The sequence below is a fragment of the Comamonas terrigena NBRC 13299 genome (genome assembly GCF_006740045.1).
In the GTDB taxonomy this organism is placed as follows: Bacteria; Pseudomonadota; Gammaproteobacteria; order Burkholderiales; family Burkholderiaceae_C; genus Comamonas; species Comamonas terrigena.
Window position 1 is genome coordinate 4,100,554 of record NZ_AP019749.1, and the last position, 18,055, is coordinate 4,118,608.

Sequence of the window (18,055 nt, forward strand, 5' to 3'; positions counted from 1 at the left end):
AAGAAACGGAATTACAAAATTTCATGCAGCATGCGCGTCACGCCCTGCTGCCAGGAAGGGAGCTGCAAGCCGAATGTGGCTTGCAGCTTGCGGGTGTCCAGTCGTGAGTTGTGCGGCCGCTGGGCCGGTGTCGGAAAGGCGCTGCTGGGCACCGGGCGAACTTCCCTGGCCTGGATCGCCAGCGCAGGCTGCACCTGCTGGGCTTGCGCCAGCACATAGCGGGCATAAGCATTCCACGTGGTTTCACCCTGCGCTACCAGATGGTACAGGCCCGCGTCCTGCGGACAGCGGACCACCTGCCGGATGGTATGGGCCGTCACATCGGCAATCAGGTCCGCTCCGGTGGGGGCTCCCCACTGGTCATCGATCACCGTCAGCGACTCCCGCTCCTGCGCCAGGCGCAGCATGGTCTTGGCAAAATTGCCGCCACGCGCCGCATAGACCCAGCTGGTGCGAAAGATCAGGTGTCTGCAGCCCGAAGCCTGGATGTGCTGCTCCCCTTCCAGCTTGGTGCGACCGTATACCGACAGCGGAGCGACAGCGTCGGTCTCAAGCCGTGGCACGGAGCCGCTGCCATCGAACACATAGTCGGTGCTGTAGTGCACTAGCAAAGCATCCACGGCCTTGGCTTCCTGGGCCAGCACCCCTGGCGCCAAGGCATTGAGTGCGCGTGCCAGCTCCGGCTCGGACTCGGCCTTGTCCACCGCCGTGTGGGCGGCGGCATTGACGATCACATCGGGCCGCAGCTGGCGCACCGTCTGCGCCAGGCCCTCCAGATGGCCCAGATCGCCGCACAGCCCGTCCGCAGCGTGCCGCCCCAGCGCCACCAGCTCCCCCAGCGGTGCCAGGCTGCGTTGCAGTTCCCAACCCACCTGACCGTCCTTGCCCAGCAGCAAAATCTTCATGTTCACTCTGCGGTGGCGGTGTATTGCTTTTGCACCCAGTCGCGGTAAGCACCGGACTGCACGTTGGCGACCCATTGCGGGTGGTCCAGATACCACTGCACGGTCTTGCGGATGCCGGTGTCAAAGGTTTCTGCCGGCTTCCAGCCCAGTTCGCGCTCCAGCTTGCGGGCATCGATGGCGTAGCGGCGGTCATGCCCCGGGCGGTCGGCTACATAGGTGATCTGCTCGGCATAGCCCTTGCCGTCGGCGCGCGGACGCAATTCGTCCAGCAGGGCGCACACGGTTTTGACAATGTCGATATTGGCCTGTTCGTTCCAGCCCCCGACGTTGTAGGTATCGCCCAGCTTTCCCGCTTCCAGCACGCGGCGGATGGCGCTGCAGTGGTCACGCACATAGAGCCAGTCGCGCACCTGCATGCCGTCGCCGTACACCGGCAGCGGTTTGCCGGCCAACGCATTGACGATCACCAGCGGGATCAGCTTTTCAGGGAAATGCAGCGGGCCGTAATTGTTGCTGCAGTTGGTGGTCAGCACCGGCAGGCCATAGGTGTGGTGCCAGGCACGTACCAGATGGTCGCTGGCGGCCTTGCTGGCCGAATACGGGCTGTTGGGCTCGTAGTTGTTCTCTTCCGTGAAAGCGGGATCGGAAGGCGACAGCGTGCCGTAGACCTCGTCCGTCGACACATGCAGAAAGCGGAAATCCGATTTGGCATTGCCCTGCAGCCTACTCCAGTAGCCCCGCACGGCTTCCAGCAGGCGAAACGTGCCCACCACATTGGTCTGAATGAAGTCTTCCGGACCATGGATGGAACGGTCCACATGGCTTTCGGCCGCGAAGTTGATCACCGCACGCGGCTGATGACGGGCCAGCAACACATCCATGACGGCGCTGTCCCCGATATCCGCCTGCACGAACACATGCCGCGCATCGCCATGCACCGAGGCCAGGTTTTCCACATTGCCGGCATAGGTCAGCTTGTCCACATTGACCACCGGCTCCTGCTGTGTAGCCAGCCAATCCAAAACAAAATTTGCGCCAATAAAGCCGGCGCCACCGGTGACAAGAATCATGGAAGGATTTTTTCTGAGAATGTGAACCGATTATCCCACTGCACTCTTCAGCCAGGGTAAGCAGCTTTTTCTGCCTCGCACGGCCTCATGCGGGGATTGCATCGACCCCAGATATTCTCCTGCAGCGCACGTGCCCGCAGGCATTGCGCCGATGTCAGCCCCAGCGCCGTTGCGCCATCACCAGCAGGCCATCGAAAATCAGGTTGTCCAGCAACTGAAAGGGACGCGTCATGCTGGGGGCCATCTTCCAGCCAGCGCCCCCGGCCATGATGCAGGCAGGCTCCGCCCCGCAGTGCTGGGATAGATGCTGGTACATGCGCTCCACCGCTCCCGCAATGGCATAGGTCCCGCCGCTGGTCAGTGCATCGCTGGTGTTCTTGGGAAACAACCTGACTTCGCCGGTCGGCACATGCAGACCCGCCGTGCCGCCTTCCAGCGCGCGCAGCATGATGCCGTGGCCAGGGATGATCAAGCCCCCCAGAAAATTGCCTTCGGCGTCCAGCGCATCCACCGTCACCGCCGTGCCCACCATCACCACAATCAGCGGCCTGGCCGGCCCCTGCTGCAGCATCTGGTGGCGCGCACCGATCATGGCCACCCACCGGTCGGCCCCCAGGCGCGAAGGATGGTCGTAGCCATTGACCACGCCGGCTTCCTCCACCGACGGCACCACCCACTGCGGCTCCAGGGTCCAGCCCAGCATCAGCTCGATCTGGTCGTGCACCCGGCGTTTGGCGGTATCCCCCGCCACCACGCAGCCCAGCATGCGCGTGGGCGCTGGCAAGCCGGCCCAACAGCCTTCGGCCAGGCGCTCGATATGTTCCAGAAACTCCGCGCCATGGGCCAGCAGCGCAGCCCCGGGGCGGTGATCGTCGTACATGGCCCACTTCAAGCGGGTGTTGCCGATGTCAATGGCCAGAAAAGTCATGCGGCGGATTATCTGTATTTTTGTTTCCCAACCGGACAGCAACGTCTCATACAAGACACGCCACACGGGCAATTGTGAACAAATGGAACAGCCGCCGGCCCTGTCTTGCCAAGCGCGGATTTGCCGCTACAGTGGGGCGGTTTTCTTCCCTGTCCACCACTTCAAGGAGTCAATCCATGGGACTTTTCAGTTTCATCAAGGAAGCCGGCGAAAAGCTGTTCGGCGGCAAGGATGCCAACGCAGCCACCCCAGCGGACGACCTGAATGCCAAGGCCGCGCAGGCCATTGCCACGTACATCAATGCCCAGAACCTGGGCGTGAGCAATCTGCAGGTCACCTATGACGGCAGCCAGGGCAAGGTCACCGTGACCGGCGTGGCGCCCACCCAGGGAGCCAAGGAAAAAGTCACCCTGTGCTGCGGCAATGTTTCCAGCGTGACCAGTGTGGACAACCAGATGTCCGTCACCCACCCCGAACCCGAAGCCCAGTACCACGACGTGGTGCGCGGCGACACGCTGTCGGCCATCGCCAAGAAATACTATGGCGATGCCAACAAGTACCCTGCGATTTTCGAAGCCAACAAGCCCATGCTGTCGCACCCCGACAAGATCTACCCCGGCCAGAAACTGCGCATTCCGGCCCTGTAAGCCCTGTACCGCTGTCAAAAAGGCTCCCGTCGGGAGCCTTTTTTCATGGGTGCTTGGCGCTTCACTGGTGCCAGGGCAGGCCCTGCTTGCGCCAGCCGCTTTTCTGGCCACGCTGGTTGTGGGCGTCCAGATCGCCTTCAAAGCCTTCGAGGATGTTGTAGGCCTCAATGCCCAGCGCCGCCGCACGCTGGGCCGCTGCGACGGAGCGCACGCCGCTGCGGCACAGCAGCACGACCTTGCCACCGGGCGGTACCGCTGCGCGCAGCTGGGCATCAAAGTCGGGGTTGGCTTGCATGCCCGGCCATTGCTTGAGCGCCACGGGAATGGCTCCGGGCACCTGGCCCACCCAGGCGCGCTCGGCATCGGTGCGCACATCCACCAGCACAGCCTGTCCGGCCTGCACCCATTGCCAGGCCAGAGGCGCAGGAATATCGCCGGCATAGCCCGCTGCGGGAGTGACCTGAAGATCGGTGGCGGAGGCTGTCATATGTAGTCCTGAAGCAAAAAATCCGTCAAATCATGCCAAGGCCATGTGCGGCCTGGCAACGTTGGTGCGCATTGTGCGCGCTGCGGAGCTTGCTGCACAGCGGGCAGCACTGCCATCTTGCGGGTTTCAGCCAGTTGCCGGCCCCAACCCATGCAAACAATGCGCGGCTGCCGCCCCCCGCTATTTGCCGGGGACTCCACCGCTCATCGGCGCCACCCATTTGCAGGGGCGGCGCTTTCCAACCACCTGACACCGCCGCTCAGGCCCACAACGGTGAAGCGTGCTCGCGCAGCTCGGCCCGCAAGGCCGCATAGTCGGGGCTGGCCTCTGCCACCGTGGCCCAGAAGCGCGGACTGTGGTCCATCACCCGCAGGTGGGACAACTCATGCACCACCACATAGTCCAGCACCGCCATGCGACAGTGCAGCAAGCGCCAGTTCAGCATGATGCTGCCGTCGCTCTTGGCGCTGCCCCAGCGCGTGCGCGCGTTGGACAGGCGCAGGCTGCGCCACTGCACCCGCAGTTGCGGGGCATAGTGGCGCAGGCGTTCGGTGAACAGGTTGCGCGCATGGCGCAGCCACCAGGCGGCCACTGCAGCGCGCACCTGGGCGGCACCGGCGTCCGCGGCCAACGGCAGATGCAGCGCCCAGGCGCCTTCACCTACCGCCAGCAAACTTCCGCCGCGCGGTGCAGCCGGGTGCAGGTGCAAGGTGATCTGGCCGCCCAGAAAAGGCAGCACGGCGCCATCGGCCCAGGCGATGCGCTGGGCCTGTGCCTGGTCGGTGCGTTCGCGCTGTTCCTGCAGCTTTTGCACAATCCAGCGCGCTTTTTCATGGATTGCAGCGTCGAGCTGCTCCAGCGAGATCCAGCGCGGTGCGCGGATGACCAGGCCTTCTGCGCCCACCTGAAAACCGATGCTGCGACGCATGGCGCGCTCCAGCCGGTAGGCCACACGCGTGCCGTCCCGCAGCAGAATCTGGTGCGTGGCCGCGGGGTGCTGAAAGTCCTTCCCGCCCCACAGCAGCGCCTGGCCACCCGCCTGTGGCACCGGCTTCGCGACAGAAGCCAGTGCCGCTGGCGCACGCCGGGCTGGAGTGGAAAAGCGATGGGGCATGCAGCCTGCCGTGGACCGTACGCGCGCGGTGGCTCAGCCCTGCGCAGGTGCGGGCAGCGGCGCAGGGACGGCCGGGTAGGCCTCCGGGTCCAGGCGGCGCATCTCGGCTTCGATCCAGGCCTGCACCTCGGCCATCAGCTCTTCATGCTTGCGGCCGACCGTGGGAATGGGCTTGCCAATGGACACGTCCACCACGCCGGGGGTCTTGACAAATGCCTTGCGTGGCCAACATTTGGCCGACGTCACCGCCACCGGCACCACCGGCTTGCCGGCCATGATGGCCAGGCGGGTGGCGCCCGTCTTGTATTCCCCCACTTCGCCGCGCGCCACGCGGGTTCCCTCGGGGAACATGATGACCCATACCCCTTTTTCCAGCAGGCGCTTGCCTTGCTCCACCACCTTGTGGAACGCGCGCGAACCGTGCTTGCGGTCGATGTGGATCATGTCCAGGCTGCCGATGGACCAGCCGAAGAACGGAATCTGCAGCAGCTCCTTCTTGAACACATAGGCCAGCGGCCGCGGCATGATGGCCGGCAGCAGGAAGGTCTCGTAGGTCGACTGGTGCTTGGACAGCAGCACCACGCCGTCGGTATCGCTGTTCGGCAGATGCTCCATGCCCTGCACACGGTAGCGCACACCGCAGAACCAGCCCGACGCGTCCACGCACAGTGCCAACCAGGCCCGGGCCACTTTCCAGCGCACGTCGGGCGAGGCACCGCACACCCGCAGCAGCAGGATGACCAGGGTGTAGGGAATGACGGTGACGCACATGAACAGCATGTGCAACAGGGAACGGAGAAAAGGCATGGATGTCAGAAACAGTCGGTTGACACAGGCGTCAGACCCTAGAGGATAAGGCTTGCGCGGTTTTGCGTCAGACGGAAGGGGACGGTGCCGGCGCTTCGGTCGCCGCAGGGGCCAGAGCCTGGGCCAGTTCCGCCCAGTCGGCATAGTGCTGCACCGCCTGTGGCAGGGGCGGTGCCGGCATGGTGGCCACGCCACTGCCCTGCTCCACCCACACCAGGTGGGCACCGATGGCCGCTCCAGCCTGCAGATGGGCGTGGTCCTGGCCAATCACCCATATTTCATGCGGCTCGGCCCCGTAGCGGACGGCAATCTGCTGCAGCAGACCCGGCGCGGGCTTGCGGCAGGCACAACCTTCATCCGGAGCATGGGGACAGAAGAATGCGGCCTCCACCCGGGCGCCGGCAGTGGCCAGTTCGCGCTGCATGCGCTGGTGCACGGCGTTGAGCTCGTTCACATCGAAGTTGCCCCGCCCCAACCCCGGCTGGTTGGTGGCGACCACCACATGCCAGCCGGCACGGTTGAGCTGGGCAATCGCGTCCAGCACCCCGGCCTGGGGCTGCCAATCGCGCGCGCCCACCACGGCGTCCTCCCCCTCGGGGTGAAGGGTGCCAATTCGGTCCAGGATCGCGAGCTTCATGGTGGATTCGGGCAAAACCCGCAGCGGTGTCAGACAAAACCGCCAGACCCGGCTTTGCGTGCAAAAACCGGCCCAGCGCCTGCACGCATTCTAGGGCGCCATGCCCAGCGTGCAGGTGCAACCGCCCGTTAGCATCCACCAATGATGCAGCGCAGCAACTATTCGCTCGCCGCAGCAGTGCCTCCCGCAGGGAAGCCACTTCTTTTTGCGCAACATTCCAGCGCAGCCTGCGCTTTTCCGGATTGCCAACACCCGGGTTTTTGCGGTGGGTCCCGGTACCCGGTCGAATTTCAGTCCGCAGCCGCCACTGTCAGCTGCGCGGCAGCTTCCTCCGGTTTACCAGCCGCTCCACACTTCTTCGGCCAGGCCAAACGCCGTGCTGGCCCCCGAACCGCTGGTCACAGCCACCACCCGCGTCGCATCGTCAGGGGCCTTGACCAGGCAGGGCGCATCGGGCGACACCGGGTAGGTCCCCACCCAGCGCTCCACCACGTGGTCGCCTTCCAGATGCAATGCTTCGCGCAGATGGCGCAGCATCAGCCGGTCCACCGCCTCGCTGGCAAAAGGCGACGGCGCCGGGCCGTAGTGGTGGGAGTCACCCACCACCAGTGAACCATCGGCGCTTTGCACGGCGATCAGGTGGATGCCATGGGCCAGGCTTTCGGCCTCGTCCCGCTCCAGCTCGGCACGCAACGCCGCCGCCTCCGGCAGTGCGCTATAGCCTTCGTAGCGGACCAGGCTCAGATCGCCCATGACCGAACCCTGCAGCGCAAAACCGGCCTGTGGCTGCACCCGCAGCATCTGCAACTGGCACAGTTGCACCTGGTGCTCCGTCCAGGCGTCTGCAAACAGGCCTCCGGGATCGGCGTTGTTGCAGACCACCACACGCTCGGCGTGGTAGCTGCCGCGTGACGTGGTGACACGCGGCGTGGCCACTTGCGTCACGGTCTCGCTGAAGCGGAAATCCACCCCCAGCGCCTGCTGCAGCCACTGCGCCAGCATCGGAATGGCGGTGCGGGACTCCACACGCAGCTCGTGCGGGCTGTAGAGCACCGATTGCAGCCCCCCGGTGCGCAGTGCAGGGTGGCGCTCGGCGGCCTGGGCCGGCGTGAGCAGCGCACAGTCCACGGCCATGTCGGTGCGCATGAAGGCCTCCAGCACAGCCGCCGCCGCCGGGCGGCGTGCGGTCAGCCACAGGCCGGAGTGGAGCACATCGATCCCCGCCTGCGGCGCCACATCGGCCCAGATGGCGCGTGAACGCAGGGCCCGCTGCCAGTGGTCACCGGCACGCTGGCCGGTGATGGTGACAAAGCCGAAGTTGCGGATGGAGGCACCCAGACAGGCACTGTCGCGTTCAATCAGCAGCACGGACTTGCCGCGGACCGCCGCGGTATAGGCATGGGCCAGGCCGACGATACCGGCACCGACGACGATCAGATCGTAATTTTTCATAGCATGAACAGCCAAGAGAGGAAACAAAAGGCAAAGGAGCGCCCTGGCGCCCCACCAGAAGGCAGGGCACAGGGAAGTCCACGGGAGGAGAGTGGGGAACGGGCCGCGCGGCGCGGTCAGCGGTGGCGCCAGTGCTGGGTGCGTTTTTGCGTCCAGCCGTCCAGCGCGGCAATCAGCAGGCGGCCGACCGCCGCCGTGGCAAAGATCAGCGTCGCCATGGCGGCGGCGGGTGCAATGTCGCCGGCATCGTCCATGGCCAGTACCGCCGCCGAGGCCAGCGAGGTTTCGGGTGCATACAGAAAGACGACAGCCGATACCGTGGTCATGGCATTCACAAAGAAGTAGCCCGCCACCTGCATCACGGCCGGCAGGCACACCGGAAGGTGTACCCTCCACAGCACCGTCCAGAACGGCACGCCCATGGAATCGGCCACGCGCTCATATTCGGCATCCAGTTGCTGCAAGGCCGTGAGCTGGGTGATGTGCGCCACCGAAAAGAAATGCGCCACCGAGCACAGCACCAGAATGCCGAGCGAGCCATACAGAAAGTGCAGCGGATTGCTGGCGGCATTGAAGAACAGGATGTAGCCCAGCCCCAGCGCCAGCCCTGGCACCGCCATCGGCAGCGTGGCCACGGCATGCAGCCACTGGCGCGCACGCGCCCACCCCGTCGGTTTGGCCACCAGGTAGGCACTCAGGAAACTCAGGAGCGCGCCCACCACCGCAGTGGCCGCCGCCATCGCCAGCGAATTGCCATAACTGGCCCAACCGCCACCGTCCATCATGTCGAACTGGTAGTGCCTGAACCCCAGGCTCAGGTTGTAGGGCCAGAAGGTGACCAGCGAAGCCAGCACGGCCGTGCCCATCACCGCCAGCAGCCCCATGGCCACCAGGCTGCAGTACAGCAGCAACGCACGGTCCCGCAGCGCCGCAGGCTGCGGCACCAGCGGTGTGGCACGCACCGCCATGGTGGCGGCCTGGCGCGCGCGCAGATGGCGTTCGGCAGCGAACGCTAGGCCGGCAGGCACCAGCAGCAGCATGGCCACCACTGCGCCCATGGACAGGTTGTGCTGGCCAATCACCTGCTTGTAGATATCGGTGGCGAGCATGGGCGTGTTGCCCCCAATCACCTTGGGCACGCCAAAGTCCGTCACCACCAGCACAAACACCACGATCCAGGCAATCAGCAGCCCGTAGCGGCTGGACGGCAGCGTGACCTGGCAGAAGCTGCGCCAGCGGCCCGCACCCAGCGTGGCTGCGGCCTCATACAGCCGCGCATCGCCCGACGCCAGCGTGGTGCACAGAATCATCAGTGCATGCGGAAAAGTCCACAGCACCGAGCCCAGGATGATGCCGAAAGGCCCGTAAGCCGAACCACCCAACAACCAGCTTTTCAGCAGCCCCTGGGCGCCGAACAGGTAGATCAGACTGATGGCCATCAGCAGCGACGGCGCCAGCAGCGGCACCAGGGCGATGGCGCGGAACCATGCGGCCAGCGGCATGCAGCTGCGCACCACACCGTATGCATAGCCATAGGCCAGCGCCACACACAGCGTGCTGCTGGTGGCCGAGAGCCACAGGCTGTTGAACAGGGACTGCGCCACCCCCGGTGTTCGGGCATACGCCATGTACTGCGCCAGACCCGAGAACTGTCCGTCGGCCGACCAGAAACTGCGGCCCAGCAGCGCCCCCACCGGCAAGGCAATCGCGATCAGCAGCACACCCAGCAGGCCCAGCACCAGCACCCCCAGCCAGAGCCTTTCCCCATGGAAGGTGCGGGATGGCCGCGGCGCGGCAGGACCTGCATCCTGGTGGCGCCGGGCAGTGTGCGGCACTGCAGAGGGGACCACCGGATCGGCCCCCAGTGGCAGGGCCGGTGTCGCGGCCGTCATCATGCAGCCCTCCGCAAGGCCTCTGGCGCCGCCAGCACCTGCAGCGCTGCGGCGGGCAGTTCCACCAGCACCTCCCCCTGCAACCAGTCGGGCAGCCGGGCATCGTGGCGCAGCGGCCATTGCACATCGATCTGGCATTGCAGCGTGGGACTGCACACCCGCACCAGCACCATCGAACCGAGGAACGAGGACTCCATCACCCGGGCGCGGAACAGATTGGCCAGTGCAATCGGCTGGGCCGGGTGCAGCACCACGCTTTCGGGCCGGACACCCACCAGCACCGCATCACCGGGTACAAAACCCGCCGTGCTGCAATCCAGCCGTCCTTCCCCCACGCGCACCATGTGACCCACCTCCGCCGTCGCGGGCAGCAGGTTCATGCGCCCCACAAACCCGGCCGCAAAGTGACTGACCGGCTGGGCATAGAGCTGCTCGGGCGAGCCTTGCTGTTCGATACGCCCCTGGTGCATCAGCACCACCCGGTCCGCCATGGACAGCGCCTCTTCCTGGTCGTGCGTGACCATGATGCAGGTGATCTCCAGCTGACGCTGCAGCCGGCGGATCTCGCTGCGCAGCTCGGTGCGTACCTGGGCATCCAGTGCGGACAGGGGCTCATCCAGCAGCAGCAAGCGGGGGCGGGGGGCCAGCGCACGGGCCAGTGCAACACGCTGCTGCTGCCCGCCGGACAGCTGTGCCGGGTAGCGCTGCGCCTGCGCGCCCAGGCCCACCAGGGCCAGCATTTCCTGCACACGGGCCTGGACCTGGTGCGCAGGCTGCCCCCGCAGGCCGAACGCCACGTTCTGCGCCGCCGTCAGATTGGGGAACAGTGCATAGCTTTGGAACACCACCCCGAATCCCCGGCGTGCCGCCGGCCAGCGCGTGATGTCCTCGCCCTGAAACAGGACTCGGCCCTCGTCCGCCTGCTCAATGCCGCACAGAATGCGCAGCAGCGTGGTCTTGCCGCAACCAGAAGGCCCCAGCAGGCTGACGAACTCGCCGCCATCGACCGCCAGGTCGATGCCGCGCAGCACGGGCGTGTCCTTGTACTGCTTGGCAATATGGTCAATGCGCAGCATGTATCTCTTTCAACGTCAAAAACAACAGACAGCCCACCCGCCCGGCCACGGCGCCATGGCCAGGCCGTTCTGCAGAGCGTGCCCACCTCCCCTCCATGCACCATGGGCCACAGAGAGAAGGCACCAGCGGTGGTTACTTCTTTTCCGCCTTGGCTTCATAGCGGCGCGCCCATTCGGTCAGGATGCGCTCGCGGTTGGCGGCCGACCAGTTGAAGTCGTTCTTGGCCAGGCGCTTTTCCAGATCGGCCGGAATGAATTCATGCTTTTCCTGGGCCTCGGGCAAGGCCAGCACGGCAAAGTTGGCGGCATAGAGCTGGTTGGCCTCGGGCGTCACGGCCCAGTCGGCCAGGGCCTTGGCGGCCTCCTGCTTTTTGCTGGTCTTCATGATGGCCGTGGCTTCCACGTCCCAGCCCAGGCCTTCCCTGGGGAAGACGATGTCGATGGGCGCACCGTCCTTCTTGGTCTTGTTGGCCCGGTACTCGAAACTCAGGCCCACGGGGAACTCACCCGCACCGGCCTGGCGGCAGGGTTTGGAGCCGCTGTGGGTATAGACGCCTATGTTCTGGTGCAGCGCGTCCATATAGGCCCAGCCCTTGTCCTCACCCATCATCTGCAGCCATGCCGCCACCATCAGGTAGCCGGTACCGCTGGAAGCCGGGTGGGGCATGGTGATCGTGCCCTTGAATTCGGGTTTGGTCAGATCGGCCCAGCTGGTGATGGCAGGCAGCTTGCGCTTGGCTGCCTCCACGGTGTTGGCACACACGGCCGACGACCACAGATCCATGCCCACCCAGGTGGGCGTGGCTGCCGGGTCACGCATGGTGGCGCGCACCTTGCCCAGGTTCTTGGGGGCGTAGGGAGCCAGCATGCCCTGCTTGTCCAGCAGCATCAGCGACGTGGCCGCCACCCCCCAGATCACGTCGGCCTGGGGATTGGCCTTCTCGGCCAGCAGGCGGGCCGTGATGATGCCGGTGCTGTCGCGCACAAACTTCAGCTCGATCTCGGGGTGCACTTTTTCGAAACCGACCTTGTAGGCCTTGATCTGGTCGGCTTCCAGGGCCGAATAGACCAGCAGCTCGGTCTTGGCGGCCAGCGCCTGGCCGGCGACACCCAGCAGCGCACAGGCAGCAGCGGTCCACAGGGCAAGGCGGCGGGGGCGGGAAACAAGGGCATGGCGCATGGCAGATTCCTGAAAAATGGTGGGAATGGAAACCTTTGCGGAGCCGACCCACACGGCCAACTCCCTGCCCTGCACTCTAGAAATCGCATGTGAAATCTGCGTGTCACAGAGCCGAAATCTGCCGAAGCGCCTATTGGCAAATTTGGGTCCCCATCGCAGTGGGAGATGCGCCACGGTCCAGGCCGCCATGGTGAAATGCGGCAGCCGTCCCTGCCGGACGGCGCCACACACCATGTTCGTCACGCAACTGCAATCCTTTTTCTGGGTGGCCCGGCTGGGCAGCATCACGCTGGCGGCACGCCACCTCGGGCTGAGCCAGCCCACCGTCACCACGCAGATCCGCGCGCTGGAGGCGCATTACGGCGTGGAGCTGTTCCACCGCCAGGGCGGGCGGCTGACCGTGTCTGGGGAAGGCCTGCAGTTGCTGCCGCAGGTGGAGTTGCTGCTGCTGCGCGCCGTGGAGGTGGAGTCGGCGCTGCGCCACGCAGGCGATGGCAGCCAGGGCGGGCAATTGCGCATCGGGGCCACGGCACCGTATTACGTGCTGGACATCGTGCAGCGCTTTGCCCAGCAGTACCCGCGCGTGCAGGTGTCGATGGTCAGCGGCAATTCCCAGCAGATGGGCCAGGCACTGGCGGCCTACCAGGTGGATCTGGCCACCTCGTCCACCCCGGAAAGCGATCCACGCCTGCTGCGGCTGGAACTGGGCCAGGACCCGCTGGCCCTGCTGGTGCACCGCAGCCACCGTCTGGCACGCCGCCCGTCCGTGGACGTGGCGGATCTGGCCGGCGAAACCTTGATCCTGCGCGAGCCCGGCTCGGTGACCCGCCGGCTGACCGAGCAGCTGCTGGCCGACGCCGGCGTGCCTCCGGGCCGCGTGCTGGAGATTGCCAGCCGCGAGGCCATACGCGAGGCCGTGATTCGCCAGATGGGCATCAGCGTGTTTGCCCGGCATGAGGCCTCGGCACACCCCGACCTGGTGGTACTGGCCTTTGCCGGCAGCGTGCCCCACCTGCCCGAATACCTGTACTGCCTGCACAGCCGCAGCCAGGCGCCTCTGATTGCGGCCTTCCTTGCCGCCAGCCGGGAACGCCCACATTGACCACGCCCTGTGCGTCGGCAGCACCTGTCATGGGCTGATGGGCCAACCGGCCACAAGAAAAAAGCCCTGTGTGTGCACACAGGGCTTTGTCATGGAGGCCACTCCGGTCCGCAACCGGTTGGGCTGCAATCGGCGGGGCCGCAGTCGGCTTACTGGCCGTCCCAGCGCTGGAGCAGCAGGGATGCGTTGGTGCCACCGAAGCCAAAGCTGTTGGACAGCACGGTCTTCAGCTGGGCATCGCGCGTGGTCGTGACCAGAGGCATATCGCCCAGCAGCGGATCGGGCGTTTCCACATTGGCCGAACCGGCGATAAAGCCCTTGTTCAGCATGATCAGGCAGTAGATCGCTTCCTGCACGCCCGTCGCACCCAGCGAGTGGCCGGTCAGTGACTTGGTGGACGAAAACGGAGGCACCTTGTCGCCGAACAGCTCGCGCATGGCACGCACTTCCTGCATATCGCCCACCGGGGTCGATGTGCCATGCGTGTTGATGTAGTCCACGGGCGCGTCCACGTTTTCCATGGCCTGCTTCATGCAGGCAATGGCGCCGTCACCCGAAGGAGCCACCATGTCCTCACCGTCGCTGGTGGCACCGAAGCCCACCACTTCCGCCAGGATGTGGGCGCCGCGGGCCAGGGCGTGGTCCAGGCTTTCCAGCACCACCGCACCGCCGCCGCCGGCAATCACAAAACCGTCGCGGTTGGCGTCATAGGCGCGCGAGGCTTTCTCGGGCGTCTCGTTGTACTTGCTGGACATGGCACCCATGCCGTCAAACAGCAGCGACATGCCCCAGGACAACTCTTCACCGCCGCCGGCGAACATCACGTCCTGCATGCCCCAGGCGATCTGCTGGGCCGCCGCACCGATGCAGTGGGCCGAGGTCGAACAGGCCGAGGTGATGGAGTAGTTGATGCCCTTGACCTTGAAATTGGTCGCCAGGCAGGCCGACACCGTGGAGCTCATGCAGCGCGTGACCTGGTACGGTCCCACGCGGCGGATGCCCTTCTCGCGCAGCGTGTCTGCCGCCTCGATCTGGTTGGCCGGCGAGCCGCCGCCGGAGCCCATGATCAGGCCGGTGCGCGGATGGCTCACCTGCTCGGGCGTCAGCCCGGCCTGCTTGATGGCGTCTTCCAGCGCAATTTGCGAGTAGGCCGCAGCGTCGCCCATGAAGCGCAGCTGCTTGCGGTCAATGCGTGCTTCGATGTCGATTTCCGGCACACCGCCCACCTGGCTGCGCAAGCCCAGTTCGGTGAACTTGGCCACGGCCTTGATGCCCGAGCGGCTGGCACGCAGCGACGCTTCGACCGTCTCCAGGTCGTTGCCAATGCACGAGACGATGCCCGCGCCGGTGATGACTACCCGCTTCTTGCTCATGCTGCCGTTCCCTGGCCGTCCCCTTCGCGCAGAAACAGACCCACGCGCAGGTCATTGGCCACGTAGATTTCCTTGCCATCGGCCAGCAGGCGTGCATCGCCAATGGCCATGTTCAGCTTGCGCTTGATCACCCGCTTGATATCAATCTCGTATGTCACCAGTTTGACGTCGGGACCGACTTCGCCGGTGAACTTCACTTCGCCGGCACCCAGGGCGCGACCGCGGCCGGGCAAGCGCAGCCAGGTCAGGTAAAAACCGATCAGCTGCCACATGGCGTCCAGGCCCAGGCAGCCTGGCATGACAGGGTCGCCCTGGAAGTGGCACTTGAAGAACCACAGATCGGGGTTCACGTCGAGTTCGGCCACGATCTTGCCCAGGCCATGGGCACCGCCATCTTCCGAGATATGGGTGATGCGGTCGAACATCAGCATGGGAGGCAGGGGCAGGCGGCCACTGTCGGCGCCAAACAGCTTGCCTTCACCGGAAGCGATCAGTTGTTCGTAGGAAAAAGATTCGGCCATTGTCAAACTTACTCCAGCGCGGCGGATTGCCAGCGCGTTTTTATGTTGTGCTCGCCGCTGAGTGTACGGGCGCCGCAGGCGGGCATTATCGAAGCTCTTTGTTGTCCGTGCACCACAAACCCTGTGACCCAGGTCGAACTTTCTATTTGCTGCGGCGCAGCAGCCACCCCGCCAGCGCCAGCACAGCGGCGCACAGCAGGCCCAGCGGCCACAGACCGGCCGCAGCCACCCAGCGGGCATAGGGGGTCAAATGTTCCCTGCCCTGGGTGGTGGCCAGCAGCACGCCCCGCTCGAAAGCCGGCAGTTGGTGGGTGACCACCCCGCGGTGATCGATCGCCACTGTAGCGCCGGTGTTGGTGGCGCGCAGCATGGGGCGTTCGAATTCCAAGGAGCGCATGCGGCTAATGTGCAGATGCTGGTCAATGGCCGGGCTGTCACCAAACCAGCCAATATTGCTGATGTTCACGAACACCGTGGGCGCCTGGGCCGGGTCGGCAAAGCGTGCGCCCAGCTCCTCGCCGAACAAATCTTCGTAGCAGATATTCGGCGCCAGGCGCTCGCCCTGCCACAGCATGGGAGGCTGGGCGACGGCGCCCCGGGCAAAGTCGCCCAGCGGAATGTGCATCATGCGCACAAACCAGTGAAACAGCGGGGGAATGAACTCGCCAAACGGCACCAGATGGTGCTTGTCATAGCGGTAGCTGCTACCTGCACCGGGCTGCCAGCCCACCACCGCATTGGCGTAGCCCTGCTCCTCGTCGCCCAGCGGCATGCCCACCAGCGCCGCATGGGCGCCGGTTCCAGCTTCCTGGTAGCGGTAGGGCGCGGTGACGGCATCCAGATAGCCTTCGGGCAGCTGGCGCGGCAGCAGCGGAATGGCGGTTTCGGGCGCCACCACCAGCGGCGCGGCCGGCTGCAGCAACTGGCGGCCGTACCAGTTCAGCGACAGCGCGATGCCTTCGCCGGGCTCGAACTTCACATCCTGCGGAATATTGCCTTGCAGCAAGGCCACGTCCAGCACCGGGCGGCCTTCGGCCAGGGCCTGGGCATCGCCTTCGGCCAGCGCCCGTTGCTGCCAGACCCCTAAACCGGCGACGGCACCGGCCGTCAGGACCAGCGGGGCTGCCCAGCGCAGCGCACGGCGTGCCGGCGTAGCCAGCATCTGGGCCAGCAGCATGGCCAACCAGGCCGCGACAGCGCCCGTGCCGTAGACGCCCACCCAGCGTGGGAGGGCCGCCAACGGCCCGTCCACATGCGCGTAGCCGGCAGCGCCCCAGGGAAAACCGGTCCACAGCGTCCCGCGCGCCAGCTCCGCCAGCGTCCAGCAGGCGGCAAACACCAGGGCAGCCCAGGCAGGCTGCATGGGCCGCAGGCGCACAAAGCCCCAGGCGGCAATCGCGTAGTACGCGCCCAAAAAGGCCGCCAGCGCCAGCACCGCCAGCACCGCCAGCGGCGCCGGCAGGCCGCCATAGGTGTGCATGGAAATGAACAGCCACCAGAAGGTGCCTGCCAGCCAGGCCGTGGCAAAGACAAAACCGCGCCAGGCCGCGCTGCGCGCCGTGGGCGCATGCAGCAGGCCGGTCGCCAGTGCCGCCAGGCTCAGCAGCTGCAGCCACCAGAGGGCCTGACCCGAACCCGGCCAGGCCAGGGACATGGCCTGCAGCTCACCGGCCAGCAGCATGCCGGCGGACCAGCCCCAACCCAGAAAACGGTGGGTGGCAGCGGTGTGGGAAGAAGGGGCAAACACGGAAGGCATGGGCGGGTGAAGTCAGGGAACAGCTGGCACGGCGCGGGGGGGCCCCGGCGGCAGCTCCCTGGTTCCAGGATCAGGACGCTCTGCCACCGCAAAGGCTGCGCCAAAGCGGCGCGGGCCCCGCAGATTAGCAGTTAATCGCCCGAGCCCAGGCGCGTGACCTTGAACCAGTGCACCGCGCCGCCCTTGGCGTGCAGCACTTCAAAGCGCAGACCGGCACTCTCCCAGTGCTCGCCGCGGCGCGGCATATGGCCCAGCGCATGGGCCACCAGACCGCCGATGGTGTCAAACTCCTCTTCCGGGTCGCGGGCCACCAGCGCCACGCCGAAGAATTCGGCCACGCGCTCCACCGGCGTGCGGCCGGCGACACGGTAGGTGGCATCGGCCAGCGCAAAGATGTCGCCCTCTTCCTCCGGAATGTCGAATTCGTCCTCGATCTCGCCGACGATCTCTTCCAGCACATCCTCGATGGTCACCAGACCGGCCGTGGCACCGAACTCGTCGATGACCATGGCCAGGTGGTTGCGGTTGCTGCGGAAAACGCGCAACAGATCGTTGAGCGGCTTGCTCTCCGGCACAAAAATGGCCGGTCGCAGCAGCGCGCGCAGGTTCAGGCCCGGCGAGCGCTGCAGCTTGAGCAGGTCCTTGGCCAGCAGCACGCCAATGATGTTGTCCCGCTCGCCCTCGTACACCGGAAAGCGCGAGTGCGCCGTGGTGATCACCTGGTGCAGCAGGGCTTCGTAGGTTTCGTTGATGTCCAGAAAGTCGATGCGCGGCGCGGCCACCATCACATCACCGGCTGTCATGTCGGCCATGCGGATGACGCCTTCAAGCATCACGCGGGAGTCGGCGCCAATGACTTCGTTGTCTTCGGCATCCGCCAGGGTTTCGATGAGTTCACCGGGACTGTCGGGACCGGGATTGATGAACTCGACGACTTTCTGCAGAAAGCTGCGCTTGTCTTCGCGGTCGGAAGAGCGCTGCGGGTGGGGGTCTGACACAGACAGAGGTGCAGGACGTGCGGTAGTGAAACAGGCTCCTAGGATAGCGGATTCCCCCGCACAGGCCCCATGCACCCCGCAAGCCCATGCCCCAGGCACTGCTGCGGCAT

General features: G+C 65.7%; 17 protein-coding genes. 2 read left to right on the plus strand and 15 right to left on the minus strand.

Features of this window, described 5'->3' with window-relative positions:
- Positions 1-11: 11 nt before the first annotated feature.
- From rfbD to CT3_RS18555, 3 genes are all read right to left on the minus strand, one after another.
- On the minus strand, positions 12-905 hold the full coding sequence (rfbD, locus tag CT3_RS18545) for a dTDP-4-dehydrorhamnose reductase (protein WP_066540970.1): 894 nt from the start codon (positions 903-905) through the stop codon (positions 12-14).
- Between the two features lie 2 nt (positions 906-907).
- A complete protein-coding gene (rfbB, locus tag CT3_RS18550; protein WP_066540971.1) occupies positions 908-1,975 on the minus strand; it encodes a dTDP-glucose 4,6-dehydratase in 1,068 nt (355 codons plus the stop codon).
- 154 nt (positions 1,976-2,129) lie between these two features.
- Positions 2,130-2,903, minus strand: a complete 774-nt coding sequence (locus CT3_RS18555) for a type III pantothenate kinase (RefSeq protein ID WP_066540972.1) — start codon at positions 2,901-2,903, stop codon at positions 2,130-2,132.
- Positions 2,904-3,079: 176 nt separating this feature from the next.
- Between CT3_RS18555 and lysM the strand changes: the two genes are divergently transcribed.
- Positions 3,080-3,550 (plus strand): peptidoglycan-binding protein LysM, encoded by a 471-nt coding sequence (lysM, locus tag CT3_RS18560; protein WP_066540974.1) that lies wholly within the window; start codon positions 3,080-3,082, stop codon positions 3,548-3,550.
- A 61-nt stretch (positions 3,551-3,611) separates the two neighbouring features.
- On the opposite strand, the gene CT3_RS18565 is transcribed toward lysM, so the two are convergent.
- The 8 genes from CT3_RS18565 to CT3_RS18600 form a co-directional block, all read right to left on the minus strand.
- Positions 3,612-4,037, minus strand: a complete 426-nt coding sequence (locus CT3_RS18565) for a rhodanese-like domain-containing protein (protein WP_066540976.1) — start codon at positions 4,035-4,037, stop codon at positions 3,612-3,614.
- Between the two features lie 259 nt (positions 4,038-4,296).
- Positions 4,297-5,151 (minus strand): M48 family metallopeptidase, encoded by an 855-nt coding sequence (locus CT3_RS18570; RefSeq protein ID WP_066540978.1) that lies wholly within the window; start codon positions 5,149-5,151, stop codon positions 4,297-4,299.
- A 33-nt stretch (positions 5,152-5,184) separates the two neighbouring features.
- The gene (locus CT3_RS18575; RefSeq protein ID WP_066540982.1) at positions 5,185-5,958 is read right to left on the minus strand and encodes a lysophospholipid acyltransferase family protein; all 774 of its coding nucleotides are present in this window, start codon (positions 5,956-5,958) and stop codon (positions 5,185-5,187) included.
- 67 nt (positions 5,959-6,025) lie between these two features.
- Positions 6,026-6,595: a D-glycero-alpha-D-manno-heptose-1,7-bisphosphate 7-phosphatase gene (locus tag CT3_RS18580; RefSeq protein ID WP_066541526.1), complete on the minus strand. Its 570-nt coding sequence runs from the start codon at positions 6,593-6,595 to the stop codon at positions 6,026-6,028.
- 336 nt (positions 6,596-6,931) lie between these two features.
- A complete protein-coding gene (locus CT3_RS18585) occupies positions 6,932-8,047 on the minus strand; it encodes a TIGR03364 family FAD-dependent oxidoreductase (protein ID WP_066540986.1) in 1,116 nt (371 codons plus the stop codon).
- A 116-nt stretch (positions 8,048-8,163) separates the two neighbouring features.
- Positions 8,164-9,939 carry a putative 2-aminoethylphosphonate ABC transporter permease subunit gene (locus CT3_RS18590; protein WP_066540988.1) on the minus strand — a complete coding sequence of 592 codons (1,776 nt, stop codon included), beginning with the start codon at positions 9,937-9,939 and terminating at the stop codon, positions 8,164-8,166.
- Entirely contained in the window at positions 9,939-11,015 is a 1,077-nt protein-coding gene (locus tag CT3_RS18595) for an ABC transporter ATP-binding protein (protein ID WP_066540990.1), read from the minus strand. Before CT3_RS18595 ends, CT3_RS18590 begins: the two co-directional genes overlap by 1 nt.
- 133 nt (positions 11,016-11,148) lie before the next feature.
- The gene (locus CT3_RS18600; RefSeq protein WP_066541529.1) at positions 11,149-12,195 is read right to left on the minus strand and encodes a putative 2-aminoethylphosphonate ABC transporter substrate-binding protein; all 1,047 of its coding nucleotides are present in this window, start codon (positions 12,193-12,195) and stop codon (positions 11,149-11,151) included.
- A gap of 232 nt (positions 12,196-12,427) precedes the next feature.
- Here CT3_RS18600 and CT3_RS18605 point away from each other — a divergent pair, with 232 nt between their 5' ends.
- Entirely contained in the window at positions 12,428-13,297 is an 870-nt protein-coding gene (locus tag CT3_RS18605; RefSeq protein WP_066540991.1) for a LysR substrate-binding domain-containing protein, read from the plus strand.
- A 149-nt stretch (positions 13,298-13,446) separates the two neighbouring features.
- Here the strand turns inward: CT3_RS18605 and fabB are convergent, their stop codons facing one another.
- The 4 genes from fabB to CT3_RS18625 form a co-directional block, all read right to left on the minus strand.
- Positions 13,447-14,670 (minus strand): beta-ketoacyl-ACP synthase I, encoded by a 1,224-nt coding sequence (fabB, locus tag CT3_RS18610; RefSeq protein ID WP_066540994.1) that lies wholly within the window; start codon positions 14,668-14,670, stop codon positions 13,447-13,449.
- A complete protein-coding gene (gene fabA, locus CT3_RS18615) occupies positions 14,667-15,191 on the minus strand; it encodes a bifunctional 3-hydroxydecanoyl-ACP dehydratase/trans-2-decenoyl-ACP isomerase (protein WP_066540995.1) in 525 nt (174 codons plus the stop codon). The genes fabB and fabA overlap by 4 nt, the downstream gene beginning before the upstream one ends.
- 142 nt (positions 15,192-15,333) lie before the next feature.
- Complete coding sequence (gene lnt / locus CT3_RS18620) at positions 15,334-16,872, minus strand: apolipoprotein N-acyltransferase (protein ID WP_225608874.1); 1,539 nt, start codon at positions 16,870-16,872, stop codon at positions 15,334-15,336.
- A gap of 206 nt (positions 16,873-17,078) precedes the next feature.
- The gene (locus CT3_RS18625; RefSeq protein ID WP_066541001.1) at positions 17,079-17,945 is read right to left on the minus strand and encodes a CorC family transporter; all 867 of its coding nucleotides are present in this window, start codon (positions 17,943-17,945) and stop codon (positions 17,079-17,081) included.
- Positions 17,946-18,055 lie beyond the last annotated feature (110 nt).

Excerpts from the sequence above, each read along its gene's own strand:
- rfbD (WP_066540970.1), bottom strand. The coding sequence starts at position 905 with ATGAAGATTTTGCTGCTGGGCAAGGACGGTCAGGTGGGTTGGGAACTG.
- rfbB (WP_066540971.1), bottom strand. The coding sequence starts at position 1,975 with ATGATTCTTGTCACCGGTGGCGCCGGCTTTATTGGCGCAAATTTTGTT.
- CT3_RS18555 (WP_066540972.1), bottom strand. The coding sequence starts at position 2,903 with ATGACTTTTCTGGCCATTGACATCGGCAACACCCGCTTGAAGTGGGCC.
- lysM (WP_066540974.1), top strand. The coding sequence starts at position 3,080 with ATGGGACTTTTCAGTTTCATCAAGGAAGCCGGCGAAAAGCTGTTCGGC.
- CT3_RS18565 (WP_066540976.1), bottom strand. The coding sequence starts at position 4,037 with ATGACAGCCTCCGCCACCGATCTTCAGGTCACTCCCGCAGCGGGCTAT.
- CT3_RS18570 (WP_066540978.1), bottom strand. The coding sequence starts at position 5,151 with ATGCCCCATCGCTTTTCCACTCCAGCCCGGCGTGCGCCAGCGGCACTG.
- CT3_RS18575 (WP_066540982.1), bottom strand. The coding sequence starts at position 5,958 with ATGCCTTTTCTCCGTTCCCTGTTGCACATGCTGTTCATGTGCGTCACC.
- CT3_RS18580 (WP_066541526.1), bottom strand. The coding sequence starts at position 6,595 with ATGAAGCTCGCGATCCTGGACCGAATTGGCACCCTTCACCCCGAGGGG.
- CT3_RS18585 (WP_066540986.1), bottom strand. The coding sequence starts at position 8,047 with ATGAAAAATTACGATCTGATCGTCGTCGGTGCCGGTATCGTCGGCCTG.
- CT3_RS18590 (WP_066540988.1), bottom strand. The coding sequence starts at position 9,939 with ATGACGGCCGCGACACCGGCCCTGCCACTGGGGGCCGATCCGGTGGTC.
- CT3_RS18595 (WP_066540990.1), bottom strand. The coding sequence starts at position 11,015 with ATGCTGCGCATTGACCATATTGCCAAGCAGTACAAGGACACGCCCGTG.
- CT3_RS18600 (WP_066541529.1), bottom strand. The coding sequence starts at position 12,195 with ATGCGCCATGCCCTTGTTTCCCGCCCCCGCCGCCTTGCCCTGTGGACC.
- CT3_RS18605 (WP_066540991.1), top strand. The coding sequence starts at position 12,428 with ATGTTCGTCACGCAACTGCAATCCTTTTTCTGGGTGGCCCGGCTGGGC.
- fabB (WP_066540994.1), bottom strand. The coding sequence starts at position 14,670 with ATGAGCAAGAAGCGGGTAGTCATCACCGGCGCGGGCATCGTCTCGTGC.
- fabA (WP_066540995.1), bottom strand. The coding sequence starts at position 15,191 with ATGGCCGAATCTTTTTCCTACGAACAACTGATCGCTTCCGGTGAAGGC.
- lnt (WP_225608874.1), bottom strand. The coding sequence starts at position 16,872 with ATGCTGCTGGCCGGTGAGCTGCAGGCCATGTCCCTGGCCTGGCCGGGT.